Below are 19631 nucleotides of genomic sequence, written 5' to 3'. Positions count from 1 at the left end.
CCGAATTGCGACAATTCCGCGGCGCCCTCGTCGCGACGGACGGGCGCATCCACAGGAGGCCGTCTCAACCAGACGCCGATGACCGGGAACGGAATCCCGCCATTCCGGCTTGACCCGGCATGGACAGGTTCTTTCTCGCAATGATGGTTTCAGCAGTGCTGCTGCTGATCGTGGCCTCTGATCTGCTGGTCAATGGTCCCGGCATGGAGCCGACGGCGGACGTGGCCAGCGTACTGCCGGTATCAAGTCGCCTGATCAGATGAGTGCGACGCGGTGCCTCACGGCCGAACGACCAATCTCGGCGCGAACGCGGAACATTTCAGCCCGATTCGGACTTCTGCTCACCGCTTCAGCCACAAGGGCCAGCGCGATCCGGACAGGCTCAGCTCACCTTTGGTAGGGGGAGCTGAGCCACCGTCCCGGAAGACTAGCCCCCGCTCCGATACACCTGGATATCGAGATCCCGGATCTTCTTCCGCAGCGTGTTGCGGTTGAGGCCGAGCAGGTCTGCGGCGCGGATCTGGTTGCCGCGGGTGGCGGCGAGCGCGGCCGTCAGCAGCGGCACCTCGATCTCCTTGAGGATGCGGTGATAGAGGCCCGGCGGCGGCACGCCGTTCGGGAAGCCCTGGAAGTGCGAGGAGAGATAGGCTTCGACGGCGCCACCGAGATTATCGACACCTTGCTGGACCGCAGCACCCGGGCTGACCGAGGGCGGCGCGAGCTCGCCGTCGATGACCGAGGCCGTGATCACGTCCTGCGGATAGAGCGCGGCGAGACGCCGCGCGAGGTTTTCGAGCTCGCGCACGTTGCCGGGCCAGCGGTGCTGCTTCAGCCGCTCCAGCGCCAGCGCGTCGAGCTTCTTCGGCGGCAGGCCGTCCTTCTCGGCGAGCGCGAAGAAGTGACGGATCAGATCCGGCAGGTCCTCGATCCGCTCGCGCAACGGCGGCAGCCGCAGCGGCACGACGTTGAGGCGGAAAAACAGATCCTCGCGGAACAGGCCCTGCTGGATCAGGACGCGCAGATCCTTGTTGGAGGCGGCAACGATCCGCACGTCGGTCTTGATCGGAGTGCGGCCGCCGACGGTGGTGTATTCGCCCTGCTGCAAGACACGCAGCAGCCGGGTCTGTGCCTCCATGGGCATATCGCCGATTTCGTCGAGGAACAGCGTGCCGCCTTCGGCCTGCTCGAACCGGCCGGAGGCGCGAGTGTTGGCGCCGGTAAAGGCGCCGCGTTCATGGCCGAACAGCTCGGACTCGATGAGGTCGCGCGGGATCGCGGCCATGTTGACCGCAACGAACGGGCCGTTGCGCCGCTTGCCGTAATCGTGCAGCGCGCGCGCCACCAGCTCCTTGCCGGTACCGGACTCGCCCGTGATCATCACGGTGAGGTCGGTCTGCATCAGCCGCGCCAGCACGCGGTAGATTTCCTGCATCGCCGGCGAGCGGCCGACCAGGGGGATTGCCTCCATCTCTGCGTCGTCGTCCGGCGTCGAGACCCGCTCCTTCGGCTCTGCGAGCGCGCGGCCGACGATGGCGATCAGCTCCTTCAGGTCGAAGGGCTTTGGCAGATATTCATACGCCCCCCGTTCGGAGGCGCGGATCGCCGTCATGAAGGTGTTTTGCGCGCTCATGACGATGACCGGCAAATTCGGCCGCATCTTCTTGATCCGCGGCAGCAGGTCGAAGGCGTTTTCGTCCGGCATCACCACGTCGGTGATGACGAGATCGCCCTCCCCTTGGCTGACCCAACGCCACAGCGTCGCGGCATTGCCGGTAAGCCTGACCTCATAGCCGGCGCGGGAAAGTGCCTGGTTGAGAACCGTGCGGATGGCGGTATCGTCATCAGCGACGAGAATGCTACCTGCGGGCATCGTTAATCCTCATTTTGCCCCCTGTGATGCAGACGACGACTTCCCGGCAGAGCCGTCGCGACTGCTGTGATCGGCATGTTTGACCGATGTCGAGTACATCGGCATCAGCACGCGGAAGGTGGTTTTGCGTGGCTGAGACTCGCATTCGATGATGCCCCCGTGATCGCCGACGATCTTTGCGACCAGCGCCAGGCCGAGACCGCTGCCGGTCTGCTTGGTGGTCACGAAGGGATCGAACAGGTTGGGCAGAAGATCGTCCGGTACGCCTGGTCCATTGTCCTTGACGCAGAATTCGAGCGGTAGGGATACCCGGGATTTTTGACCGGGGACTGACAGGCGCACGCCGGGGCGGAACGCGGTTGTGAGTTGGATCTCGCCGTCGGCGACATCGATCAGGGCCTCGGCGGCGTTCTTCACCAGATTGAGGAACACCTGGATCAACTGATCCTGGTTCGCGAGCACCGGTGGCAGTGAGGGATCGTAGTCCTCGATGAAGCGGATGTTGCGGGCAAAGCCGGACTGCGCCAGCCGCTTCACATGATCGAGCACGGAGTGGATGTTGACGGGACCGCGCACCACCGGCCGCTCATCACCGAACACCTCCATGCGGTCGACCAGCGTGACGATGCGGTCGGCCTCATCGCAGATCAGCCGCGTCAGCATGCGGTCTTCGGAGGAAGCCTGTTGCTCCAGCAGCTGTGCCGCGCCGCGGATGCCGGAAAGCGGGTTCTTGATCTCATGCGCAAGCATTGCTGCTAGCGCTATCACCGAGCGCGCGGCGCTGCGGTGGGTGAGCTGGCGGTCCATCTTGTCGGCGATGGTGCGCTCCTGGAGCATCACCACGATATGGCCCGGCCGCTCCGTGAGCGGGGCGACATGGAGATCGACCTGACGGTCGCCGCCCATGCGCGGCGTGCCGAGATCGACCTTGTATTCGTTGACCGGCGAGTTCGACGAGCGCACCTGGTCGATCAGCGCCAGCAAGGGGCTGCCGAACGGCACCAGTTCCTTCAGCGACTGCCGCTTCAGGAACTGCGTCGAGATCTCGAAAAAGGCTTCGGTGGCGATATTCGCGCCGACGATCTTGCCGTCCGGCCCGATCAGGAGCACGGGATTGGGCAAAGCGTCCAGGATCGCATCGCTGTCGGACAAAACAGGCCGACGATGTTCAGCAGCTGAGCTCATGCAGCAGCGCTCCATGCGAAGTCGTCGAAGGCATCTTGCAGTGAGTGGTGGACGAGGTGCGGATCTTCGGAGGTCAGAATCTTCTGGCGCCAGGCTTTCAGCTTCTCAGCCGGCGCACGGCTCACATCGGCTGCGACGTCGAGCGCCCAGCCGAGATGTTTGCGTGCATGCCTGAGGCCAACGCGCAGGCCATAGAGCGCACAGACGCCCTCATAGAGGGTGCGGACATAATGGAGTTGGCTCTCGAGCGACGGAGTGGCTTCCGCCGCCCCGCCCTTGAGGCGGCGGCCGATCTGGCCGGGCAGCCAGGGCTGGCCTTGGGCGCCGCGGCCGATCATCACGGCATCGGCGCCGGACGCTTCGAGCGCTGCGAGCGCCTTCTCATACGACGTGATGTCGCCATTGACGACGAGGGGAATGGAGATGGCATCGCGCACCGCGCGGATCGCATCCCAATCGGCCTCGCCCTTGTAGAACTGGCAGCGGGTGCGGCCATGGACCGTGACGAGCTTGATGCCGGCGGCTTCGGCGCGACGTGCCAGCTCCGGCGCGTTGCGGCTACGGTCGTCCCAGCCGAGCCGCATCTTCAGCGTGACCGGCACCTTCACCGCCGCGATCGTCGCCTCGATCAGGCTGACGGCATGGTCGAGGTCGCGCATCAGCGCCGAGCCCGACTGGCCGCCGGTGACGTGGCGGGCCGGACAGCCCATGTTGATATCGATGATATCTGCGCCTTCGGCTTCGGCGATCCGCGCACCTTCCGCCATCCAGTGCGGCTCACAACCAGCGAGCTGAACTACATGCGGGCCAATTCCAGCCGCTTCGCATCGCAACCGCGACATCGGATGGCCGTTGACGAGATCATCGCTGGCAGTCATTTCGGACACGACCAGACCGGCCCCGAGCACGGCGGCGAGCCGTCGGACAGGCGAGTCCGTCACCCCCGACATCGGTGCCAGGAAGACCGGGGTAGCGATTTCAATGTCGCCTATTTTCAACGGCTTAGAGCCTGATCTTGCCGGGCCGGTCACGGTGGTCTCGTTGACTTGGCAGGGCTTGATCGCGCTGCCATGACCTATCTTGCGCACAATTCTTGTGCAGTCAAGCGTCATGCCTACACTTTAGACAGTTCTGCAAATCTTTCAAGTGCGGTGCAGCAAAGTGCGGTTTCCCACAATCCGGGGAAACCCCCTTTTTTTGCGGGCCTGCCGTGCTAGAGGCATGCCGTCAATTACCCACTCCCCGACTGTTCACCATCAACTGAATATTTGAGTCCTATGGCGAAATCACAACGCACCGCAGTCGTCCTCGTCGCGGCCGGACGCGGCCTGCGCGCCGGTGCCGGCGGCCCGAAGCAATATCGCGAGATCGGCGGGCAGCCTGTGATCTTCCGCGCCATGGAAGCCTTCAGCCGTCATCCGGACGTGTTTGCCGTGCAGCCGGTGGTGAACCCTGACGACAGCGCCATGTTCGCGGCAGCGGTCGCAGGGCTCAGCCACGAGCCGCCGACCAATGGCGGCGCCACCCGTCAGGCCTCGGTGCTCGCAGGTCTCGAAGCGCTCGCCAGGCACAAGCCGGACATCGTCCTGATCCACGACGCCGCGCGGCCCTTCGTCTCGCAGGGCCTGATCTCGCGCGCGATCGATGCGGCGAGCCGCACCGGCGCCGCGATCCCCGCCATTGCCGTGACCGACACCATCAAGCTCACCGGCGAAGGCGGCAATGTCGAGGACACGCCGGACCGCGCGCGGCTGCGCATCGCCCAGACGCCGCAATCCTTTCGTTTCGATGTCATCCTCGAAGCGCATCGTCGCGCGGCCAAGGACGGACGCAGCGATTTCACCGATGATGCCGCGATCGCCGAATGGGCGGGATTGACGGTTGCGACCTTTGAAGGCGATGTTGCCAACATGAAGCTCACCACTCCCGAAGATTTCGTGCGCGAGGAAGCGCGCCTGGCCAGCCTGCTCGGCGACATCAGGACCGGCACGGGCTATGACGTGCATGCCTTCGGCCAGGGCGATCACCTGATGATCTGCGGGGTGCGGGTGCCGCACACCAGGGGCTTTCTGGCGCATTCCGACGGCGATGTCGGCCTGCATGCGCTGGTTGACGCTATTCTCGGCGCGCTGGCCGACGGCGACATTGGCTCGCACTTTCCGCCGAGCGATGCGAAGTGGAAGGGCGCCTCCTCCGACCAGTTCTTGAAATACGCCATCGAGCGTGTGACCGCACGTGGCGGACGCGTCGCCAATCTCGAAGTGACCATGATCTGCGAGCGGCCGAAGATCGGCCCGTTGCGCGACACCATGCGCGCGCGCATCGCCGAGATCTCCGGCGTCGACATCTCCCGCGTCGCGGTGAAGGCGACGACCAGCGAGCGGCTGGGCTTCACCGGCCGCGAGGAAGGCATCGCGGCCACCGCGAGCGCCACCATTCGCCTTCCCTGGGGTGTCTAGGCCATGGCCGGCAGCGACGCACGCGCCCTCTCCCGCTCGCTGCTCGATTTGTGCCGGATGCGGAAGCTGACGATCGCGACCGCTGAGTCCTGCACCGGCGGACTTGTCGCCGGCGCGCTGACCGACATCCCCGGTTCATCCGATGTGATCGACCGCGGCTTCGTCACCTATTCCAACGATGCCAAGCGCGCCATGCTCGGCGTCGAGGCCAGCACGCTGACGAATTTCGGCGCTGTCAGCAAGGAAACCGCGACCGCCATGGCGGTCGGTGCGCTGGAGCGCGCCGGCGTCGATCTTGCGGTAGCCATCACCGGCATTGCCGGCCCCGGCGGCGCCACGCCCGGCAAGCCGGTCGGGCTCGTGCATTTCGCCGTCGCCGCGCGCGATGGCCGCATCGTCCACCGCGAGCAGCGCTTTGGCGCGATCGGCCGCTCTGCCGTGCGCGCCCGCTCCGTGGTCGAGGCGCTGCGCATGCTGATGGATCTCGCCCGCGGCCCGCAAGCCCAGGTCAAGCCGCGCCGTGCTGCCGCCGCAACCCGCCTGCGCCCGCGCGTGACGCGGACGCCGAGACGGCACGCTGCAAAGCGCAGGCCGCCGCGGTCGCCGCGAGGCTGAAGCGCCTCGCACCGTCGCAAGCCACGCACTTGCATGACCGGGCGCGCGGCTTGACCGCATCGGCGTTGCGGTGTCCCGATCATTGTTGCGTCTGCGTGATCCGATACATGACAGGGAGCTTTTGCTCGATCGCCTTCGCAAGCACCGTCCCCGTGGTCCGGCCGAGCTCCTTTGCGATCATCGTGATCGGCTTGGTGCCCGCGAGTGTCTTCAGCCTCCTGAGGTCTTCCTCACTCCACGATTGCTTCCAGCGTGCCATGTCCCCTGGTCCCGCCATACAAGCCCCCGCGCCCGACTCGTATTGTAGTTGATCAGCACCAGACATGCAGCCGTTCTACGTGTGCCGCTGATGGCAAGAGGTGTTCTGTCAGCACATCGTATTTTGGCACAAACTGCACTTGTCACTCCCGGGAGCGCCGAGTTCAAATTGAGGGTTGTGCGCAGAGCTTGCGATGCCGTCGCCAGCAACGTTTGCTTATGCTGCGCCGAGTGAGAAGCGCCGCGAGACGACGACGTCGCGCTTGCTTTTCAAATTGCACGCAGGTTTGTCGAAATCGATCATGATCTGCGAAGCCGCGGCGCGACCAAACGTCTTTGTTCCCTTCAGAGCTTCTGCACGCCTATACTGGCGCAACAACGCCGCTTTACGTTGTGGCCAGGAATCAACCGGCCCAGCCCTCTGGAGGGCGACACTGTGTTCGCTCGTACCGTAGCTTCACTCGCTGCCATCGCCACCTTCGTCGCTATTGATGGTGCGGCCGCCCAAACGGCCAACCAGCCGCCGGACACGATGGCGGCGCGGGTGGAAGCTTGCACGCCCTGTCACGGCAACAAGGGCGAAGGCACCAGCGACGTCTATTTCCCGCGCCTTTCCGGCAAGCCGGCCGGCTATCTCTATAACCAGCTCCTCGCCTTCCGCAGCGGCCGACGCAAATACCCGCCGATGAACTATCTGCTGGAGTTTCTGCCCGATCCATATCTGGAGGCGATAGCGGAGTATTTTGCCAGCGAGCATCCCCCGCTGCCGCAGCCCGCGCCGAGCGAGGTCAGCAAGGACGTGTTGGCGCAGGGCGAGCTGCTCGCCACCAGCGGCGATGCGAACCGCAACATTCCAGCCTGTGTGAGCTGCCACGGCCCGGAGCTGACAGGCATGCAGCCCGGCATCCCCGGCCTGCTCGGCTTGCGCGCCGCTTACGTCAGCGCCCAGCTCGGCGCCTGGCGCTACGGCACCCGCACGGCGAAGTCGCCCGACTGCATGCAGCTCGTCGCTGGCCACCTGACCGAGGCCGACGTCACCGCGGTCGCGGCCTGGCTCGCGACGCGCCCGGCGCCTACCAACCCGGCCCCCGTACCGAAAGGCACCTACGCGCTGCCGTTCGGCTGCGGCAGCCAGCCGAATTGATGAGGCGGATGATGGGCTTGAGACTGTCGATCACGCTCCTCGCTCTCGCCGCACTCACGACGGCTGTCCAGGCGCAGGACAAAACAAGCGACAAGACCAGCGGTATCATCGCGCGCGGCGAATACCTCGCCCGCGCCGGCGACTGCACCGCCTGCCACACCGCGTCGGAAGGCCGCCTGTTCGCTGGCGGACGCCCCATGCCGACCCCGTTCGGCACGATCTACACCTCCAACATCACGCCGGATTCGGAGACGGGGATCGGCAAATGGAGCGCCGACGACTTCTACCGGACCATGCACAATGGCCGCTTCCCGGACGGCGGGCTGATCTATCCGGCGATGCCGTTTGCGTCCTACACCAAGGTCACGCGCGCCGACAGCGACGCGATCTTCGCTTATCTGCGTTCGATTCAGCCTGTGAACCAGAAGAACAAGCCACACGAGCTGCGCTTCCCCTATGACAACCGCCAGCTCATCCTCGGCTGGCGCACGCTGTTCTTCAGCGAGGGCGAGTTCAAGCCGGACCCATCCAAATCGGCCGAATGGAATCGCGGGGCCTATCTGGTCGAGGGCCTCGGCCATTGCGGCATGTGCCATTCGCCGATCAACGCGCTCGGTGGCACCTCGCAATCGGACGCCTTCAAGGGCGGCCTGATCCCGATGCAGAACTGGTACGCGCCGTCCCTCACCTCCAATCGCGAGGCCGGGCTCGGCGACTGGAGCATCAAGGACATCACCGATCTGCTCCAGACCGGTGTCTCCACGCGTGGCGTCGTTTACGGCCCGATGGCCGAGGTCGTGCACAACAGCCTGCAATATCTCAACGACGAGGACACCAGGGCGATGGCGGTGTACCTCAAGGGTATCGCAGAGGCCTCGGCTCCGCCGCCGCCGAGCTCGGCGCTGCCGACCACCGAGAGCAGCCTGCTGATCAGCCTCGGCAAGACCGTCTACGACAAGAATTGCGCGAGCTGTCATGGCACGCAGGGCGAAGGCAGGCCGCCGCATTGGCCGCCGCTCGCCAACAACCAGTCGATCGAGATGCAGTCCGCGGTCAATCCGATCCGCATGGTGCTCAATGGCGGCTATCCGCCGGGCACCAAGGGCAATCCGATGCCCTATGGCATGCCGCCGTTCGCGGGCCTCCTGTCCGACAACGAGGTCGCCGCCGTCGTCTCCTACATCCGCACCGCCTGGGGCAATCGCGGCACGCCGGTCTCGGCGCGCGAGGCCAACGAGCTGCGCTCCGCACCGCTGAACTGAGAGGCGCCATGTTCAATTCCGACCCTCCGACCAGCCCCGCCGCCGCCGACCAGGCCGTCGAGGAGGTCGTAGCCCAGGGCCCGTCCGGTGCCATTGCAGTCGCCGGCATCGCTACGGCCTGCGTGGTCGCGATGTGGTTCGCATTCTATCTGTTCGTCTTCCTGCCGCGCGGGTCGCTGCAATGAGCGTTCAGGAGGACGGTCATGGCAGCGCCGAGGTCGCTGCCCGCGTCGAGCGGCGCTGGGCCACCATCGCTGTGATCATCGTCGTGATGATGGCGTTGCTGGCGGCGTTTGCCGGCATCCATCGCGCGACCATGCCGCAGCCGCGCGTCGAGACCGTCGATCCGTCGAGGATTCATCTCTCCGGAGAATTCGTCGAGAGCAATCTCGGCAGCGTACTGGAGGCCAACGGCGCTGTGACCGTGCGCGCGATCGGCCAGCAATATTCCTTCACGCCGGCCTGCATCATCGTGCCCGTCGATACGCCGATCACGCTGCGCGCCACCAGCGCCGACGTCGTGCACGGCATCCTGATTCAGGGCACCAACGTCAACACCATGCTGGTGCCCGGCTATATCTCCGAGCAGCTCATGCGCTTTACCAGGACCGGCGACTATCTGATGCCCTGCCAGGAGTTTTGCAGCTTTGGCCATGAGGGCATGTGGGGCAAGGTCCGGGTGATCGACAAGGCCGACTTCGCCAATCGTGCGAAGGGCGGCGGGAGGCTGAGCTGTGTTGGCCAATAGGAAGCTCATCCTCGCGCATTTCTGGTTTGCCTTCACGGTGTTCGGCGTCGCACTCACGCTCGGCGCCTGGCAGATGTTCATCCGCAGCCCGATCGGCACATGGCTCTCCAATCCCGAACTCTATTACCGTTCGCTGACCGCGCACGGCACGGTGATGGGCTACGTGTTCCCGACCCTGGTCGCGATGGGCTTTGGCTACGCCATCAGCGAGTCCGCGCTGGAGCAGCGCCTCGTCGGCGCGCGCTGGGCCTGGGCCGGGTTCTGGCTGATCGTCCTCGGCAGCGTCATGGCGATCATCCCGATCGCGCTTGGCCGCGCCTCGGTGCTCTACACCTTCTATCCGCCGCTGATCGGCAGCCCGTTCTATTACATCGGCGTCGTGCTGGTCGTGGTCGGCTCCTGGGTCTGGGTCGCGCTGATGGCGATCAATCTGCGAGTCTGGCGCAAGGCCCATCCCGGTGCACCGGTGCCGCTCGCGATGTTCGCCAATGTCGCCGGCTCCTATCTGTGGGCCTGGACCGCAGTCGGCGCGGCGCTCGAGCTGTTGTTGCAGATCATCCCCGTCTCGGTGGGGTTGAAGGCCACCATCGACGCCGGTCTTGCCCGCGTGTTCTTCTCCTGGACGCTGCACGCCATCGTCTATTTCTGGCTGATGCCGACCTACATCGCCTATTACACCATCGTGCCGCGCGCGATCGGCGGCCGGGTCTATTCCGACACGATGGCGCGGATCTCCTTCATCCTGTTCCTGGTGGTGGCGATGCCGATCGGCATGCATCACACCTTCGCCGATCCGCAGGTCGGCGCCGGCTTCAAGTTCATCCATTCGGCCTTTACGGCGCTGGTTGCGCTGCCGACGCTGCTGACGGTCTTCACGATCTGCGCCTCGGTCGAGATCGCCGCGCGGCTGCGCGGCGGCCGTGGGATGTTCGGCTGGATCAGAGCGCTGCCCTGGGACAATCCGATGATGCTGGCGCTCGCCTTCTCCTTCGTGATGCTCGGCTTTGGCGGCGCCGGCGGCCTCATCAACATGAGCTATCAGCTCGATGCTTCCATCCACAACACGCAGTGGATCACCGGCCATTTCCACCTGATCTTCGGCGGCGCCATCGTCATCATGTACTTTGCGATCGCCTATGATCTGTGGCCGCATTTGACGGGCCGCGAGCTGATCGATCTCCGTCTGATCCGCACCCAGCTCTGGCTGTGGTTCATCGGCATGATCGTCACGACGTTCCCCTGGCATTGGGTCGGTATTTTGGGCATGCCGCGCCGCATGGCCTATTTCGACTTCGGCCATCCCGCCATCGCGCCGCAGGCGCTCTCGGTGACATTCTCGGCGTTCGGCGGCTTCATCCTGCTGACCTCGGGCCTGCTGTTCCTGGTCATCCTGGCCCGCGGCATGCGCGCGCCGCAGGCTGATGCCGGACCGTACCGCTTTGCGATCGCCGTGCACCAGCCGGCGACCGTGCCGGTCGCGCTCAATACGCATGCCCTATGGGTGGCGCTGATGATCGTGCTCACCATCACCAATTACGGCTATCCGATCCTGACGCTGGCGTTGACCGAGGGCACGTCGGTGCCGGCCGTCTATGTGGGAGCGCAGTGATGAGCGCGCGCGACCTCTTCACCTTCCGCAATCGCCATTTCACCGCGGGCGTCGGCATCATCGCCGCAATGCTCATCGTGACGGCGATGACCGGCTTCATCGTGCTGCCCTTCGCGCAGCCCTGGGTGCAGTTCGCCAATGTCTGGGACGCGATCTGTAGCGCCGCCGGCGTGCCGCAACGCGCGGCAAACGTGACGGCGCCCGAACAGACAAAACGCCTGTCGGAGGTCGTGCTGACCTCGCACACACTGTCGCGCCCGAGCCAGGAGGCGATCGGCCGCGGCGCCACGCTGGCGCAGCGTTGCGCGATCTGCCATGGCCCGACCGGGATCAGCCGCGCGGACTCGCCAAACCTCGCCGGCCAGTATGCGGCCGTGATCTACAAGGAGCTGCACGATTTCCGATCCGGCGCGCGCACCAACGCGGTGATGTCGCCATTTGCGGTGAATTTGACGGACGAAGAGATCGCCGATCTCTCGAACTACTACGCCTATCTGCCGCGGCTTCCGGCCTATCACCCGACACCGCAACTGCCCAAGCCCAACATCGTCATCTATGGCGCACCGATGCGCGGGATTGCTCCCTGCGGCGCGTGCCACGGCAGTCTCGACAACAAGACCGGCAGCCCGTGGCTCGAAGGCCAGTCCGAGGCCTATATGAAGGCCCAGCTCGAGGCCTTTGCCGGAGGAGAACGTCGCAACGACATCAGCCAGCAGATGCGCAACATCGCACGCGCGCTGACGCCGCAGGAGATCGGAGCGGCCGCGGCGTATTACGCCTCGCAGCCGCCGGATATCGTGAAGGCGGTGGATTGATCAGGTCGACGCCAGCTTCGGCCGGCCGTAGACCGCATCCGCGCGTTTTTCGAACGCGGTGGAGAAGCGCGCGAACGCGGCGTCGAACATCGAACCCATCAGCAGCGCCAGCATGCGGCTCTTGAACTCATAGGCGAGGAAGAAGCCGACGTCGCAGACATCATCGCCTTTGGGCTCGAAGGTCCAACGGTTCTCAAGATTACTGAACGGACCTTGCAGATATTCGACCAGGATTTTCAGGTTGGCGCGATCGAGCGTCACCCGGCTGGTGAAGGATTCCTTGACCAGCTTGAACGACACCGTCATGTCGGCGATCAGCACCTCGGTGCCATCGGGCTTCGGCATGCGCTGACGGATCTTCAGCGCGCTGCACAGCGGTACGAATTCCGGATAGCGCTCGACATCAGCGACCAGATCAAACATCTCGGATGCGCTGTGATGGACACGGCGCTTGCTCGAAAATTTAGGCATAGCGGTTCAGCGGGCGGTCGCGGCCCGTGCGGCCTTCAGTCTTGCAAAATCCTCGCCGGCATGATGCGACGAACGGGTGAGCGGGCTTGCCGACACCATCAGGAAGCCCTTGGTGTAGGCGACCTTCTCATAGGATGAAAACTCATCCGGCGGCACATAGCGCATCACCGCGTGGTGCTTGCGGGTCGGCTGGAGGTATTGTCCGATGGTGAGGAAGTCGACGTCGCCAGAGCGCAGATCGTCCATCACCTGCTGCACCTCGTGGCGCTCCTCGCCGAGGCCGACCATGATGCCGGATTTGGTGAAAATCGCGGGATCGAGCTCCTTGACCCGCTGCAACAGCCGGATCGAGTGGAAGTAGCGCGCGCCGGGCCGCACCGTCAGGTAACGCGACGGCACGGTCTCGAGATTGTGGTTGAAGACGTCGGGCTTGGCGGCCACGACAACCTCCAGCGCGCCCTCCTTGCGCAGGAAGTCGGGCGTCAAAATCTCGATCGTGGTCGAGGGGCACGCAACCCGGATGGCACGGATGGTCTGGGCAAAATGCTCGGCGCCGCCGTCAGCGAGATCGTCGCGATCGACGGACGTGATGACGACATGGGCAAGGCCCAGCTTGGCCACGGCCTCGGCGACGTTGTGCGGCTCGGCTGCGTCCAGCGCATTCGGCATGCCGGTCTTGACGTTGCAGAAGGCGCAGGCCCGGGTGCAGGTGTCACCCATGATCATGAAGGTCGCGTGCTTCTTGTCCCAGCACTCGCCGATATTCGGGCAGCCCGCCTCCTCGCATACCGTGTGCAGGCCGTTGGCGCGCACGATGTTGCGCGTGTCGGCATAGCCGCGGGTGTTGGGCGCGCGCACGCGGATCCAGTCCGGCTTCGGCGGCGAAGCGGAGTCGGGGCGATTCACCTTTTCGGGGTGACGCGGGCGCAGCGGGTTCGAGATGGTGTCGACAATAACGACCATGGGGTGTCCGGTCTGTTCAGGTCCTACCTAATCGGTCTCGCTCGCCATCGCAACCCGGCTCGCGCTGCTTCAGGGAACATGGCAGATATGGGCAATATCTTGCTCTGTTCTCAAGCGATTCTCATCTCGAATGGCTCCAGCATCGAACGGCTCCAAACCGCGGCTCGGCAAGGCCCTGAAGCGTGCCTTTTTCGGACGTAGCGTCCACGAGGTCGCGCCCGACTTGATCGGCGCCACCCTGCTCGTCGATGGCGTCGGCGGGATCATCGTCGAGGTCGAGGCCTATCATCATACCGAGCCGGCGGCGCACTCCTACAATGGCCCGACGCCGCGGAACCGGGTGATGTTCGGCCCGCCCGGCTACGTCTATGTCTACCGCTCCTACGGCATCCACTGGTGCATCAACTTCGTTTGCGAGGAAGAAGGTTCGGCCGCCGCCGTGCTGATCCGTGCCCTGGAGCCGACCCATGGCATCGCCAAGATGCGCCGCCGCCGTCACACGGTCGATGTGCATGCGCTCTGCTCGGGCCCCGGCAAGCTGACGGAAGCGCTCGGCATCACCATCGCCCACAACGCCCTGCCGCTGGACCGGCCGCCGATCGCGCTGCATGCGCGGACGGAGGACGTGGAGGTCGCGACGGGCATCCGGATCGGCCTCACCAAGGCGGTCGAGCTGCCCTGGCGCTATGGCGTCAAGGGCTCGAAGTTTTTGAGCAAGCCGTTCCCGAAGTAGCGACGCTACGACGCCTGCTTCAGCCGTTCCATCGCCTCCAGCAGCTTGGCCTTGCGCCCCAGCGCGGCCTCGCGCTTTTCGCGCTCCTCCTCGACGACCTCCTCGGCCGCGTTGGCGACGAATTTCTCGTTGGCGAGCTTGGACTCGGCGCGCTTGATATCGGCATCGGCCTTGCCGATTTCCTTGTCGAGACGCGTGCGCTCGGCGGCGACGTCGATCACGCCCTTCAGCGGCAATGCGGCCACTTCGCCGCGCACGAGAAGCTGAACCGCACCGTCAGGCGCGCGATCAGCGAAGGAGATGTCGGAGAGCCGCGCCATCCGTTTAACGACGTCGGTCCAGCGCGGCGCCCGTTCCTTGGTCTCGGCCGAGGCCCCCGCGAGCACCAGCGCGGTCAGCGTTGCCGGCGCGATGTTCATCTCGGCGCGCACCGAACGGATCTGCGTGACGAGATCGATCACCCAGCCGATCTCGGCTTCAGCCTTGGGATCGGTGAAATCGGCATGATCGAAGATCGGCATGACCAACATCGGCGAGATGAGCGGATCGGTCGGTCCGACCGCTGCGGCGAGCATGGCGAGCTGCTCCGGCGTCGGCACGTCCGGCTTCAGCGGCCATGGCGCCAGCGCGAGCAAGCCGTCGCGCTTGGCGGTGACCTCCCACAGCTCTTCGGTGATGAAGGGCATGAAGGGATGCAGGAGCTTCAGCACCTCGTCGCGCGCCCACGCAACCATGGCGCGGGTCTCGGCCTTGAGCGGGCCGTCTGCGCCGAGCAGCGCAGGCTTTGCGAGTTCGACATACCAGTCGCAATAGACGTTTAGGACGAACCGGTACATTGCGCTCGCCGCATCGTTGAAGCTGTGAGCTTCAAGAGCCTGCGTCACCTCGCGAGTGGCCTCCGCAGTCTTGTGTGCGATCCAGCGATTCAGCGGCTCCTTCGACTTCGCGGGCTCAAAGCCTTCGGGCAAGATGCAATCGTTCATCTCCGCGAAGCGACAGGCGTTCCAGAGTTTGGTCGCAAAATTGCGATTGATCTCGACGAGTTGCGACGACAGCTTGATGTCATGCGTATGGGCCGCCTCGCGTGCCAACGCAAAGCGGAGTGCGTCAGCGCCGTATTCGTCAATGAGGTTGAGCGGATCGATGACGTTGCCCTTCGACTTCGACATCTTGGCGCCCTTCTCGTCGCGAACGAGACGGTGAATGTAGACGGTCGAAAACGGCGGCTCCTTCATGAAGTGAAGGCCCATCATCATCATTCGGGCCACCCAGAAGAAGATGATGTCCCAGCCCGTGACCAGCACATTGGTCGGGTAGTAGCGCTTCACTTCCGGCGTGTCGTCGGGCCAGCCGAGCGTCGAGAACGGCCACAGCGCCGAGGAGAACCAGGTGTCGAGCACGTCCTCGTCGCGGGTGATGAAGCCCTCGCGCTTGTTGCGGTCGAGCGCCATCTCGCGCCCCTGCTCGACCGTGATCACTTCCTGCTCGACGTAATAGCCGAGCGCGTGGCTGACGGCCTCCTCCTCGGTCTCGGCGACGAAGACCTTGCCGTCCGGACCGTACCAGGCCGGGATCTGATGGCCCCACCAGAGCTGGCGCGAGATGCACCAGGGCTGGATGTTCTCCATCCACTCGAAATAGGTCTTTTCCCAGTTCTTCGGCACGAAATTGGTTTCGCCCGAACGCACCGCCGCGATCGCGGGTTTTGCGAGTGTCTTCGCGTCAACGTACCACTGGTCGGTCAGGTACGGCTCGATCACGCTGTTCGAGCGATCGCCATGCGGCACCATGTTGGTGTGCGCCTCGATGCGCTCGACGAAGCCGAAATTCTCCAACCGCTCGACGATGCGCTTGCGCGCGGCGAAACGGTCGACGCCGTGCAATTCCTCGGCGAGTTGCGACGCACCCTCAGGCAGGTCGCGCAGATAATCCTCGTTATCTAGGAGATCGAGGCAGCCTTCCTTGTCGAGCACGCTGATGCGGCGCAGGCCGTGGCGATTGCCGACCTCGAAATCGTTGAAGTCATGCGCCGGCGTCACCTTCACCGCGCCCGAGCCCTTCTCGGGATCGGAATAGTCGTCGGCGACGATCTTCACCTTGCGGCCGACCAGCGGCAGGATGATGTGCTTGCCGACCAGCTTCTGATAGCGCTCGTCGTCCGGATGCACGGCCACGCCGGTGTCACCGAGCATGGTCTCGGGGCGTGTGGTGGCGACGACGATGAAGCTCGAGAGATCCTCGGGGCTGAACGCTTTGCCCTCGATCGGATAGCGCAGATACCAGAGGCTGCCCTTGACCTCGGTCTGCTGCACCTCGAGATCGGAGATCGCGGTCAGCAGCTTGGTGTCCCAGTTCACCAGCCGCTTGTCCTTGTAGATCAGGCCGTCGCGGTGCAATTCGACGAACACCTTGACGACGGCCTTCGACAGGCCCTCGTCCATGGTGAAGCGCTCGCGCGACCAGTCGCAGGAGGCGCCGAGCCGCTTGAGCTGGTTGATGATGGTGTCGCCGCTCTCGGCCTTCCACTGCCAGACCCGCTCCAGAAACTTCTCGCGGCCCATCTCGCGGCGGCCGGGCTGCTGGCGCTCCATCAACTGGCGCTCGACCACCATCTGGGTGGCGATGCCGGCATGGTCGGTACCGGGCTGCCACAGCACGTCGCGGCCGCGCATGCGTTCGAACCGGCACAGGATGTCCTGGAGCGTGTTGTTGAGGGCGTGGCCCATATGCAGCGAGCCCGTCACGTTCGGCGGCGGGATCACGATGGTGAAGGGCGCGGCATCGCGGCGGTCGGGGCGGCCGGCCTTGAAGGCAAGGCTGTCCTCCCACACAACAGACATGCGGGCTTCGATATCGGCGGGCTGGTAATTTTTCTCGATCATGGGGCTGCTAGAAAGCCGCGTGCGGGGTTCAAGTCAACGGAAAGCTCAGCGGCAAAAGGGCTTTCCGACCCGACCGGCCAGCCGAATATGACACAAGAGCAGGCCTTTATCGGGGCCGGTGCGGCCCACCCTACCTGCCGCCGCGCGAAACCCGCTCGATTTCGGCCTTCACGATGCGTTCGACGAGCCCCGGCAAATTGTCGTCGAGCCAGGACTTCAGCATCGGGCGCAGCATTTCCTTGACCAGATCCTCCAGCGTCCGCGCATTGCTGCTGAGCACCGTGTGGGCCAGGGAATTGAAGGCGGATTCGACCGCCGACACCGTCGTTTGCGCCAGGATCGGCTGTTGCGGGGGCAACGGCGGCGCATCGTAATCAACCGGCTCGTAAGACGGCGGCGGGGCCGCACGGCGCGGCGGGGCCGGCTGCTCAGCGAACTCAAGATCGTCCCGTGGCTCGACCTTGCGGAAGCTCGGCGGCGGGGGCGACGGCGTCGGCGCGGGAACCTCGACCGCCATCTCGTCGGTCAGTTCGAGAACGTCAGGTTCGGGCTCGGGCTCAGGCTCTGGTTCGGGCGCCCGCACCTCCGGCGCCGCGGTGGCGCCATCTAGGCCAGCCAGCAGCGCGTCGATATCGTCCTGGTTGTTGGATTCAACCGCAGCAGGGGTCGGAGGGGGCGCCGGCTTGGCAGCGGCGGGCGGAGGCGCCGGCCTCTCAGCAGCAGGCTTCGCAGCCGGGGCAACCTTGGAGGGTGGAATGTCATTCATTGCCTGCGGCTTCGGCGCAGGCGCGGCGGGCGCTGGCTTCGCGGCCTCGGCCGGCGGCGGCTTGGCCTCATCGTCGGCAATGATGCGCCGGATCGAGGCCAGAATCTCCTCCATCGAGGGTTCTGTGACCTTTGCAGGCTGCGTCATCTCCGACTCCACATCATCAACGCCCTCGCATGCGTTGTTTTACACCAAGCACGACAGGATTGGCCGGTTCCGGACGGGCGGCCCGACATTTTCGTCGTGACAGCCAGACTTGTCCCCAGATCACGGCTCAACGTGCGGCGGTGCGCCCCTGCCCCGTCACTCCAGCATTACGCACGCAACATCGAATGCGGGGCGAATCGACCCGCAACGTCTTGGCAAGGCTATGTCAGGGATTTTGACGATTGCAAGCAAACCGCCGGTCGGCCTCGACTGTTTGCGAGGCCGACCGGAGAACTACGGCAATCAGCGTCCGTCAGGCGTGCGCACGCCGACCCAGCTGTCGCGGACCTGCTGGTAATGCACGCTCGGATCGTAGACCGTGGTGTTAAGGCCGAGCACCTGCGGTGCAAGGCGGCCAACCGCGCTGAGCACGGAATAAGACGCGACCACGCGGTCGTGTTGCGCGGTGACCAGCGCAACGCGCGCGTTGACCAGCGCCTGCTGCGCGTTGAGCACGTCGAGCGTGGTGCGCTGACCGGCCTTGGCCTCTTCGCGCACGCCGTTCAGCGCGATCTCGGACGCCGTGACCTGAGCCTGCGCGGACTGCACCTGCGCCTTGCCGGCTTCCAGCTGGCCCCAGGCCTGCACGAGGTTGGCACGGGTCTGATCGCGGGTGGTTTCAAGATTCAGGCGTTGCTGCGCCAGGTTCTCTTTCGATTGGCGGATCAGCGAATATTCTGCGCCGCCCTGAAAGATCGGAATGGAGGCAGTCGCGATGGCGGACGCGGTATTCGTTCGGAAGACCGTCAGGGTCTGTTGATAGGCCGTACTGACAGCAGCCTGGACCGTGACCGTCGGCAGCAGCGCGCCTTCGTTGATCTTGACCTGGAGATAGTTGACGTCGATGCCGTACATGGAGGCCGTGACGTTGGGATTCTCGACCAAGCTGAGACTGACCGCAGAGGGAAGCGTCTTCGGCAGGAAGCGGTCGACCGGCGAACCCGGGGCGAGGGCTACCGGCTCATTGCCGATGATGCGGCGAAAGTTTGCGCGCGTGGTGGTCAGATTCGATTCGGCGGTGAGCTCCTGCGTCCTGCCGGCTGCCAGCTGCGCCTCGGACTGGGCGACGTCAGTGCGGGTCACCTCACCCACATTGAAGCGATCGCGAGTCTGCTTGAGCGTTTGCTCCAGCACGCGCACGTTGCTGCGCTGGACTTCCAGCGTCGCCGCATCGCGCAGATAATCCATGTAGACGGTGGCGGCCTGCAGCAGGACCGTCTGCTCGAGCACCCGCAACGCCTCGCGGGAGCCCGAGACCTGGCTCTCCGCCGCGCGCGTCTTGTTGGCAGTCTGATTGCCGTTGTACAGCGTCTGGGTGACGTTCAGGCTGGCGCTGTTGGACTGAGGGACGCCATTGATCGGCGAGGCCTTCTGCGCTGCTTGGATATCCTGATATTGATACCCGGTGCCGAGGGTCACATTGACCTTGGGGCGGTAGCCCGACAGCGCCTGCGGCACGTTCTCGTCCGTCGAGCGCACTTGGGCGCGCTGCGCGTTGAGCTGCGGATTGTTCTGATAGGAGCGCACCAGCGCAGCCTCGATCGTGTCCGCCAAGGCAGGCGTCGGCCCGGCAAGCGCCGCCAGCAGGACCGAAACCGCAACTCCGGTGAAGAGCTTCACCCCATGCATCCCTGAAATTCCGTT

General features: G+C 64.8%; 19 protein-coding genes. 10 read left to right on the top strand and 9 right to left on the bottom strand.

Annotation, left to right across the window (positions count from 1 at the left end; genetic code table 11):
* Positions 1-140: 140 nt before the first annotated feature.
* Positions 141-263 (top strand): hypothetical protein, encoded by a 123-nt coding sequence (locus UP06_RS42470; RefSeq protein WP_283806046.1) that lies wholly within the window; start codon positions 141-143, stop codon positions 261-263.
* Positions 264-427: 164 nt separating this feature from the next.
* Here UP06_RS42470 and ntrC read toward each other — a convergent pair whose 3' ends face one another.
* From ntrC to dusB, 3 genes are read right to left on the bottom strand one after another with little or no spacing between them, the layout of a single operon-like run.
* On the bottom strand, positions 428-1870 hold the full coding sequence (ntrC, locus tag UP06_RS29975; RefSeq protein WP_045007297.1) for a nitrogen regulation protein NR(I): 1443 nt from the start codon (positions 1868-1870) through the stop codon (positions 428-430).
* 9 nt (positions 1871-1879) lie between these two features.
* Entirely contained in the window at positions 1880-3055 is a 1176-nt protein-coding gene (locus UP06_RS29970; protein WP_045007613.1) for a two-component system sensor histidine kinase NtrB, read from the bottom strand.
* On the bottom strand, positions 3052-4053 hold the full coding sequence (dusB, locus tag UP06_RS29965; protein ID WP_197087425.1) for a tRNA dihydrouridine synthase DusB: 1002 nt from the start codon (positions 4051-4053) through the stop codon (positions 3052-3054). Before dusB ends, UP06_RS29970 begins: the two co-directional genes overlap by 4 nt.
* 279 nt (positions 4054-4332) lie before the next feature.
* On the opposite strand from dusB, the gene UP06_RS29960 reads away from it, so the two are divergent.
* Together UP06_RS29960 and UP06_RS29955 are read left to right on the top strand one after the other, a co-directional pair.
* Positions 4333-5514, top strand: coding sequence for a bifunctional 2-C-methyl-D-erythritol 4-phosphate cytidylyltransferase/2-C-methyl-D-erythritol 2,4-cyclodiphosphate synthase (locus UP06_RS29960; protein ID WP_045007295.1), 1182 nt, complete (start codon positions 4333-4335; stop codon positions 5512-5514).
* 3 nt (positions 5515-5517) lie between these two features.
* A complete protein-coding gene (locus UP06_RS29955) occupies positions 5518-6129 on the top strand; it encodes a CinA family protein (RefSeq protein ID WP_045007294.1) in 612 nt (203 codons plus the stop codon).
* A 79-nt stretch (positions 6130-6208) separates the two neighbouring features.
* On the opposite strand, the gene UP06_RS29950 is transcribed toward UP06_RS29955, so the two are convergent.
* Entirely contained in the window at positions 6209-6388 is a 180-nt protein-coding gene (locus UP06_RS29950; protein ID WP_045007612.1) for a hypothetical protein, read from the bottom strand.
* A 435-nt stretch (positions 6389-6823) separates the two neighbouring features.
* On the opposite strand from UP06_RS29950, the gene UP06_RS29945 reads away from it, so the two are divergent.
* The 6 genes from UP06_RS29945 to UP06_RS29920 are packed head-to-tail and all read left to right on the top strand — an operon-like array spanning position 6824 to position 11965.
* Positions 6824-7531 carry a c-type cytochrome gene (locus UP06_RS29945; RefSeq protein WP_045007293.1) on the top strand — a complete coding sequence of 236 codons (708 nt, stop codon included), beginning with the start codon at positions 6824-6826 and terminating at the stop codon, positions 7529-7531.
* Positions 7532-7542: 11 nt separating this feature from the next.
* Entirely contained in the window at positions 7543-8793 is a 1251-nt protein-coding gene (locus tag UP06_RS29940; protein WP_082081740.1) for a cytochrome c, read from the top strand.
* Positions 8794-8801: 8 nt separating this feature from the next.
* On the top strand, positions 8802-8978 hold the full coding sequence (locus UP06_RS41695; protein WP_045007292.1) for a hypothetical protein: 177 nt from the start codon (positions 8802-8804) through the stop codon (positions 8976-8978).
* A complete protein-coding gene (locus tag UP06_RS29930; RefSeq protein WP_045007291.1) occupies positions 8975-9541 on the top strand; it encodes a cupredoxin domain-containing protein in 567 nt (188 codons plus the stop codon). Before UP06_RS41695 ends, UP06_RS29930 begins: the two co-directional genes overlap by 4 nt.
* Positions 9528-11150, top strand: coding sequence for a b(o/a)3-type cytochrome-c oxidase subunit 1 (locus tag UP06_RS29925; RefSeq protein WP_045007290.1), 1623 nt, complete (start codon positions 9528-9530; stop codon positions 11148-11150). The genes UP06_RS29930 and UP06_RS29925 overlap by 14 nt, the downstream gene beginning before the upstream one ends.
* A complete protein-coding gene (locus UP06_RS29920; protein WP_045007289.1) occupies positions 11150-11965 on the top strand; it encodes a c-type cytochrome in 816 nt (271 codons plus the stop codon). Before UP06_RS29925 ends, UP06_RS29920 begins: the two co-directional genes overlap by 1 nt.
* Here the strand turns inward: UP06_RS29920 and UP06_RS29915 are convergent, their stop codons facing one another.
* Together UP06_RS29915 and lipA are read right to left on the bottom strand one after the other, a co-directional pair.
* Complete coding sequence (locus UP06_RS29915; RefSeq protein ID WP_045007288.1) at positions 11966-12436, bottom strand: type II toxin-antitoxin system RatA family toxin; 471 nt, start codon at positions 12434-12436, stop codon at positions 11966-11968.
* Positions 12437-12442: 6 nt separating this feature from the next.
* On the bottom strand, positions 12443-13399 hold the full coding sequence (lipA, locus tag UP06_RS29910) for a lipoyl synthase (protein ID WP_045007287.1): 957 nt from the start codon (positions 13397-13399) through the stop codon (positions 12443-12445).
* Positions 13400-13529: 130 nt separating this feature from the next.
* On the opposite strand from lipA, the gene UP06_RS29905 reads away from it, so the two are divergent.
* Complete coding sequence (locus tag UP06_RS29905) at positions 13530-14132, top strand: DNA-3-methyladenine glycosylase (protein WP_045007286.1); 603 nt, start codon at positions 13530-13532, stop codon at positions 14130-14132.
* 5 nt (positions 14133-14137) lie between these two features.
* On the opposite strand, the gene UP06_RS29900 is transcribed toward UP06_RS29905, so the two are convergent.
* From UP06_RS29900 to UP06_RS29890, 3 genes are all read right to left on the bottom strand, one after another.
* The gene (locus UP06_RS29900; RefSeq protein ID WP_045007285.1) at positions 14138-17014 is read right to left on the bottom strand and encodes a valine--tRNA ligase; all 2877 of its coding nucleotides are present in this window, start codon (positions 17012-17014) and stop codon (positions 14138-14140) included.
* A 130-nt stretch (positions 17015-17144) separates the two neighbouring features.
* Positions 17145-17927 carry a PopZ family protein gene (locus UP06_RS29895; RefSeq protein ID WP_045007284.1) on the bottom strand — a complete coding sequence of 261 codons (783 nt, stop codon included), beginning with the start codon at positions 17925-17927 and terminating at the stop codon, positions 17145-17147.
* Between the two features lie 303 nt (positions 17928-18230).
* On the bottom strand, positions 18231-19616 hold the full coding sequence (locus UP06_RS29890; protein WP_045007283.1) for a TolC family outer membrane protein: 1386 nt from the start codon (positions 19614-19616) through the stop codon (positions 18231-18233).
* Between the last annotated feature and the right edge of the window lie 15 nt (positions 19617-19631).

The sequence above is a fragment of the Bradyrhizobium sp. LTSP857 genome (assembly GCF_000938285.1).
Classification (GTDB): domain Bacteria; phylum Pseudomonadota; class Alphaproteobacteria; order Rhizobiales; family Xanthobacteraceae; genus Bradyrhizobium.
The sequence above is the reverse complement of the archived record's forward strand: the minus strand, read 5'-3'. Positions and strand labels throughout refer to the sequence as shown.

Excerpts from the sequence above, each read along its gene's own strand:
- UP06_RS42470 (WP_283806046.1), top strand. The coding sequence starts at position 141 with ATGATGGTTTCAGCAGTGCTGCTGCTGATCGTGGCCTCTGATCTGCTG.
- ntrC (WP_045007297.1), bottom strand. The coding sequence starts at position 1,870 with ATGCCCGCAGGTAGCATTCTCGTCGCTGATGACGATACCGCCATCCGC.
- UP06_RS29970 (WP_045007613.1), bottom strand. The coding sequence starts at position 3,055 with ATGAGCTCAGCTGCTGAACATCGTCGGCCTGTTTTGTCCGACAGCGAT.
- UP06_RS29960 (WP_045007295.1), top strand. The coding sequence starts at position 4,333 with ATGGCGAAATCACAACGCACCGCAGTCGTCCTCGTCGCGGCCGGACGC.
- UP06_RS29955 (WP_045007294.1), top strand. The coding sequence starts at position 5,518 with ATGGCCGGCAGCGACGCACGCGCCCTCTCCCGCTCGCTGCTCGATTTG.
- UP06_RS29950 (WP_045007612.1), bottom strand. The coding sequence starts at position 6,388 with ATGGCACGCTGGAAGCAATCGTGGAGTGAGGAAGACCTCAGGAGGCTG.
- UP06_RS29940 (WP_082081740.1), top strand. The coding sequence starts at position 7,543 with ATGGGCTTGAGACTGTCGATCACGCTCCTCGCTCTCGCCGCACTCACG.
- UP06_RS41695 (WP_045007292.1), top strand. The coding sequence starts at position 8,802 with ATGTTCAATTCCGACCCTCCGACCAGCCCCGCCGCCGCCGACCAGGCC.
- UP06_RS29930 (WP_045007291.1), top strand. The coding sequence starts at position 8,975 with ATGAGCGTTCAGGAGGACGGTCATGGCAGCGCCGAGGTCGCTGCCCGC.
- UP06_RS29920 (WP_045007289.1), top strand. The coding sequence starts at position 11,150 with ATGAGCGCGCGCGACCTCTTCACCTTCCGCAATCGCCATTTCACCGCG.
- UP06_RS29915 (WP_045007288.1), bottom strand. The coding sequence starts at position 12,436 with ATGCCTAAATTTTCGAGCAAGCGCCGTGTCCATCACAGCGCATCCGAG.
- lipA (WP_045007287.1), bottom strand. The coding sequence starts at position 13,399 with ATGGTCGTTATTGTCGACACCATCTCGAACCCGCTGCGCCCGCGTCAC.
- UP06_RS29905 (WP_045007286.1), top strand. The coding sequence starts at position 13,530 with ATGGCTCCAGCATCGAACGGCTCCAAACCGCGGCTCGGCAAGGCCCTG.
- UP06_RS29900 (WP_045007285.1), bottom strand. The coding sequence starts at position 17,014 with ATGATCGAGAAAAATTACCAGCCCGCCGATATCGAAGCCCGCATGTCT.
- UP06_RS29895 (WP_045007284.1), bottom strand. The coding sequence starts at position 17,927 with ATGACGCAGCCTGCAAAGGTCACAGAACCCTCGATGGAGGAGATTCTG.
- UP06_RS29890 (WP_045007283.1), bottom strand. The coding sequence starts at position 19,616 with ATGCATGGGGTGAAGCTCTTCACCGGAGTTGCGGTTTCGGTCCTGCTG.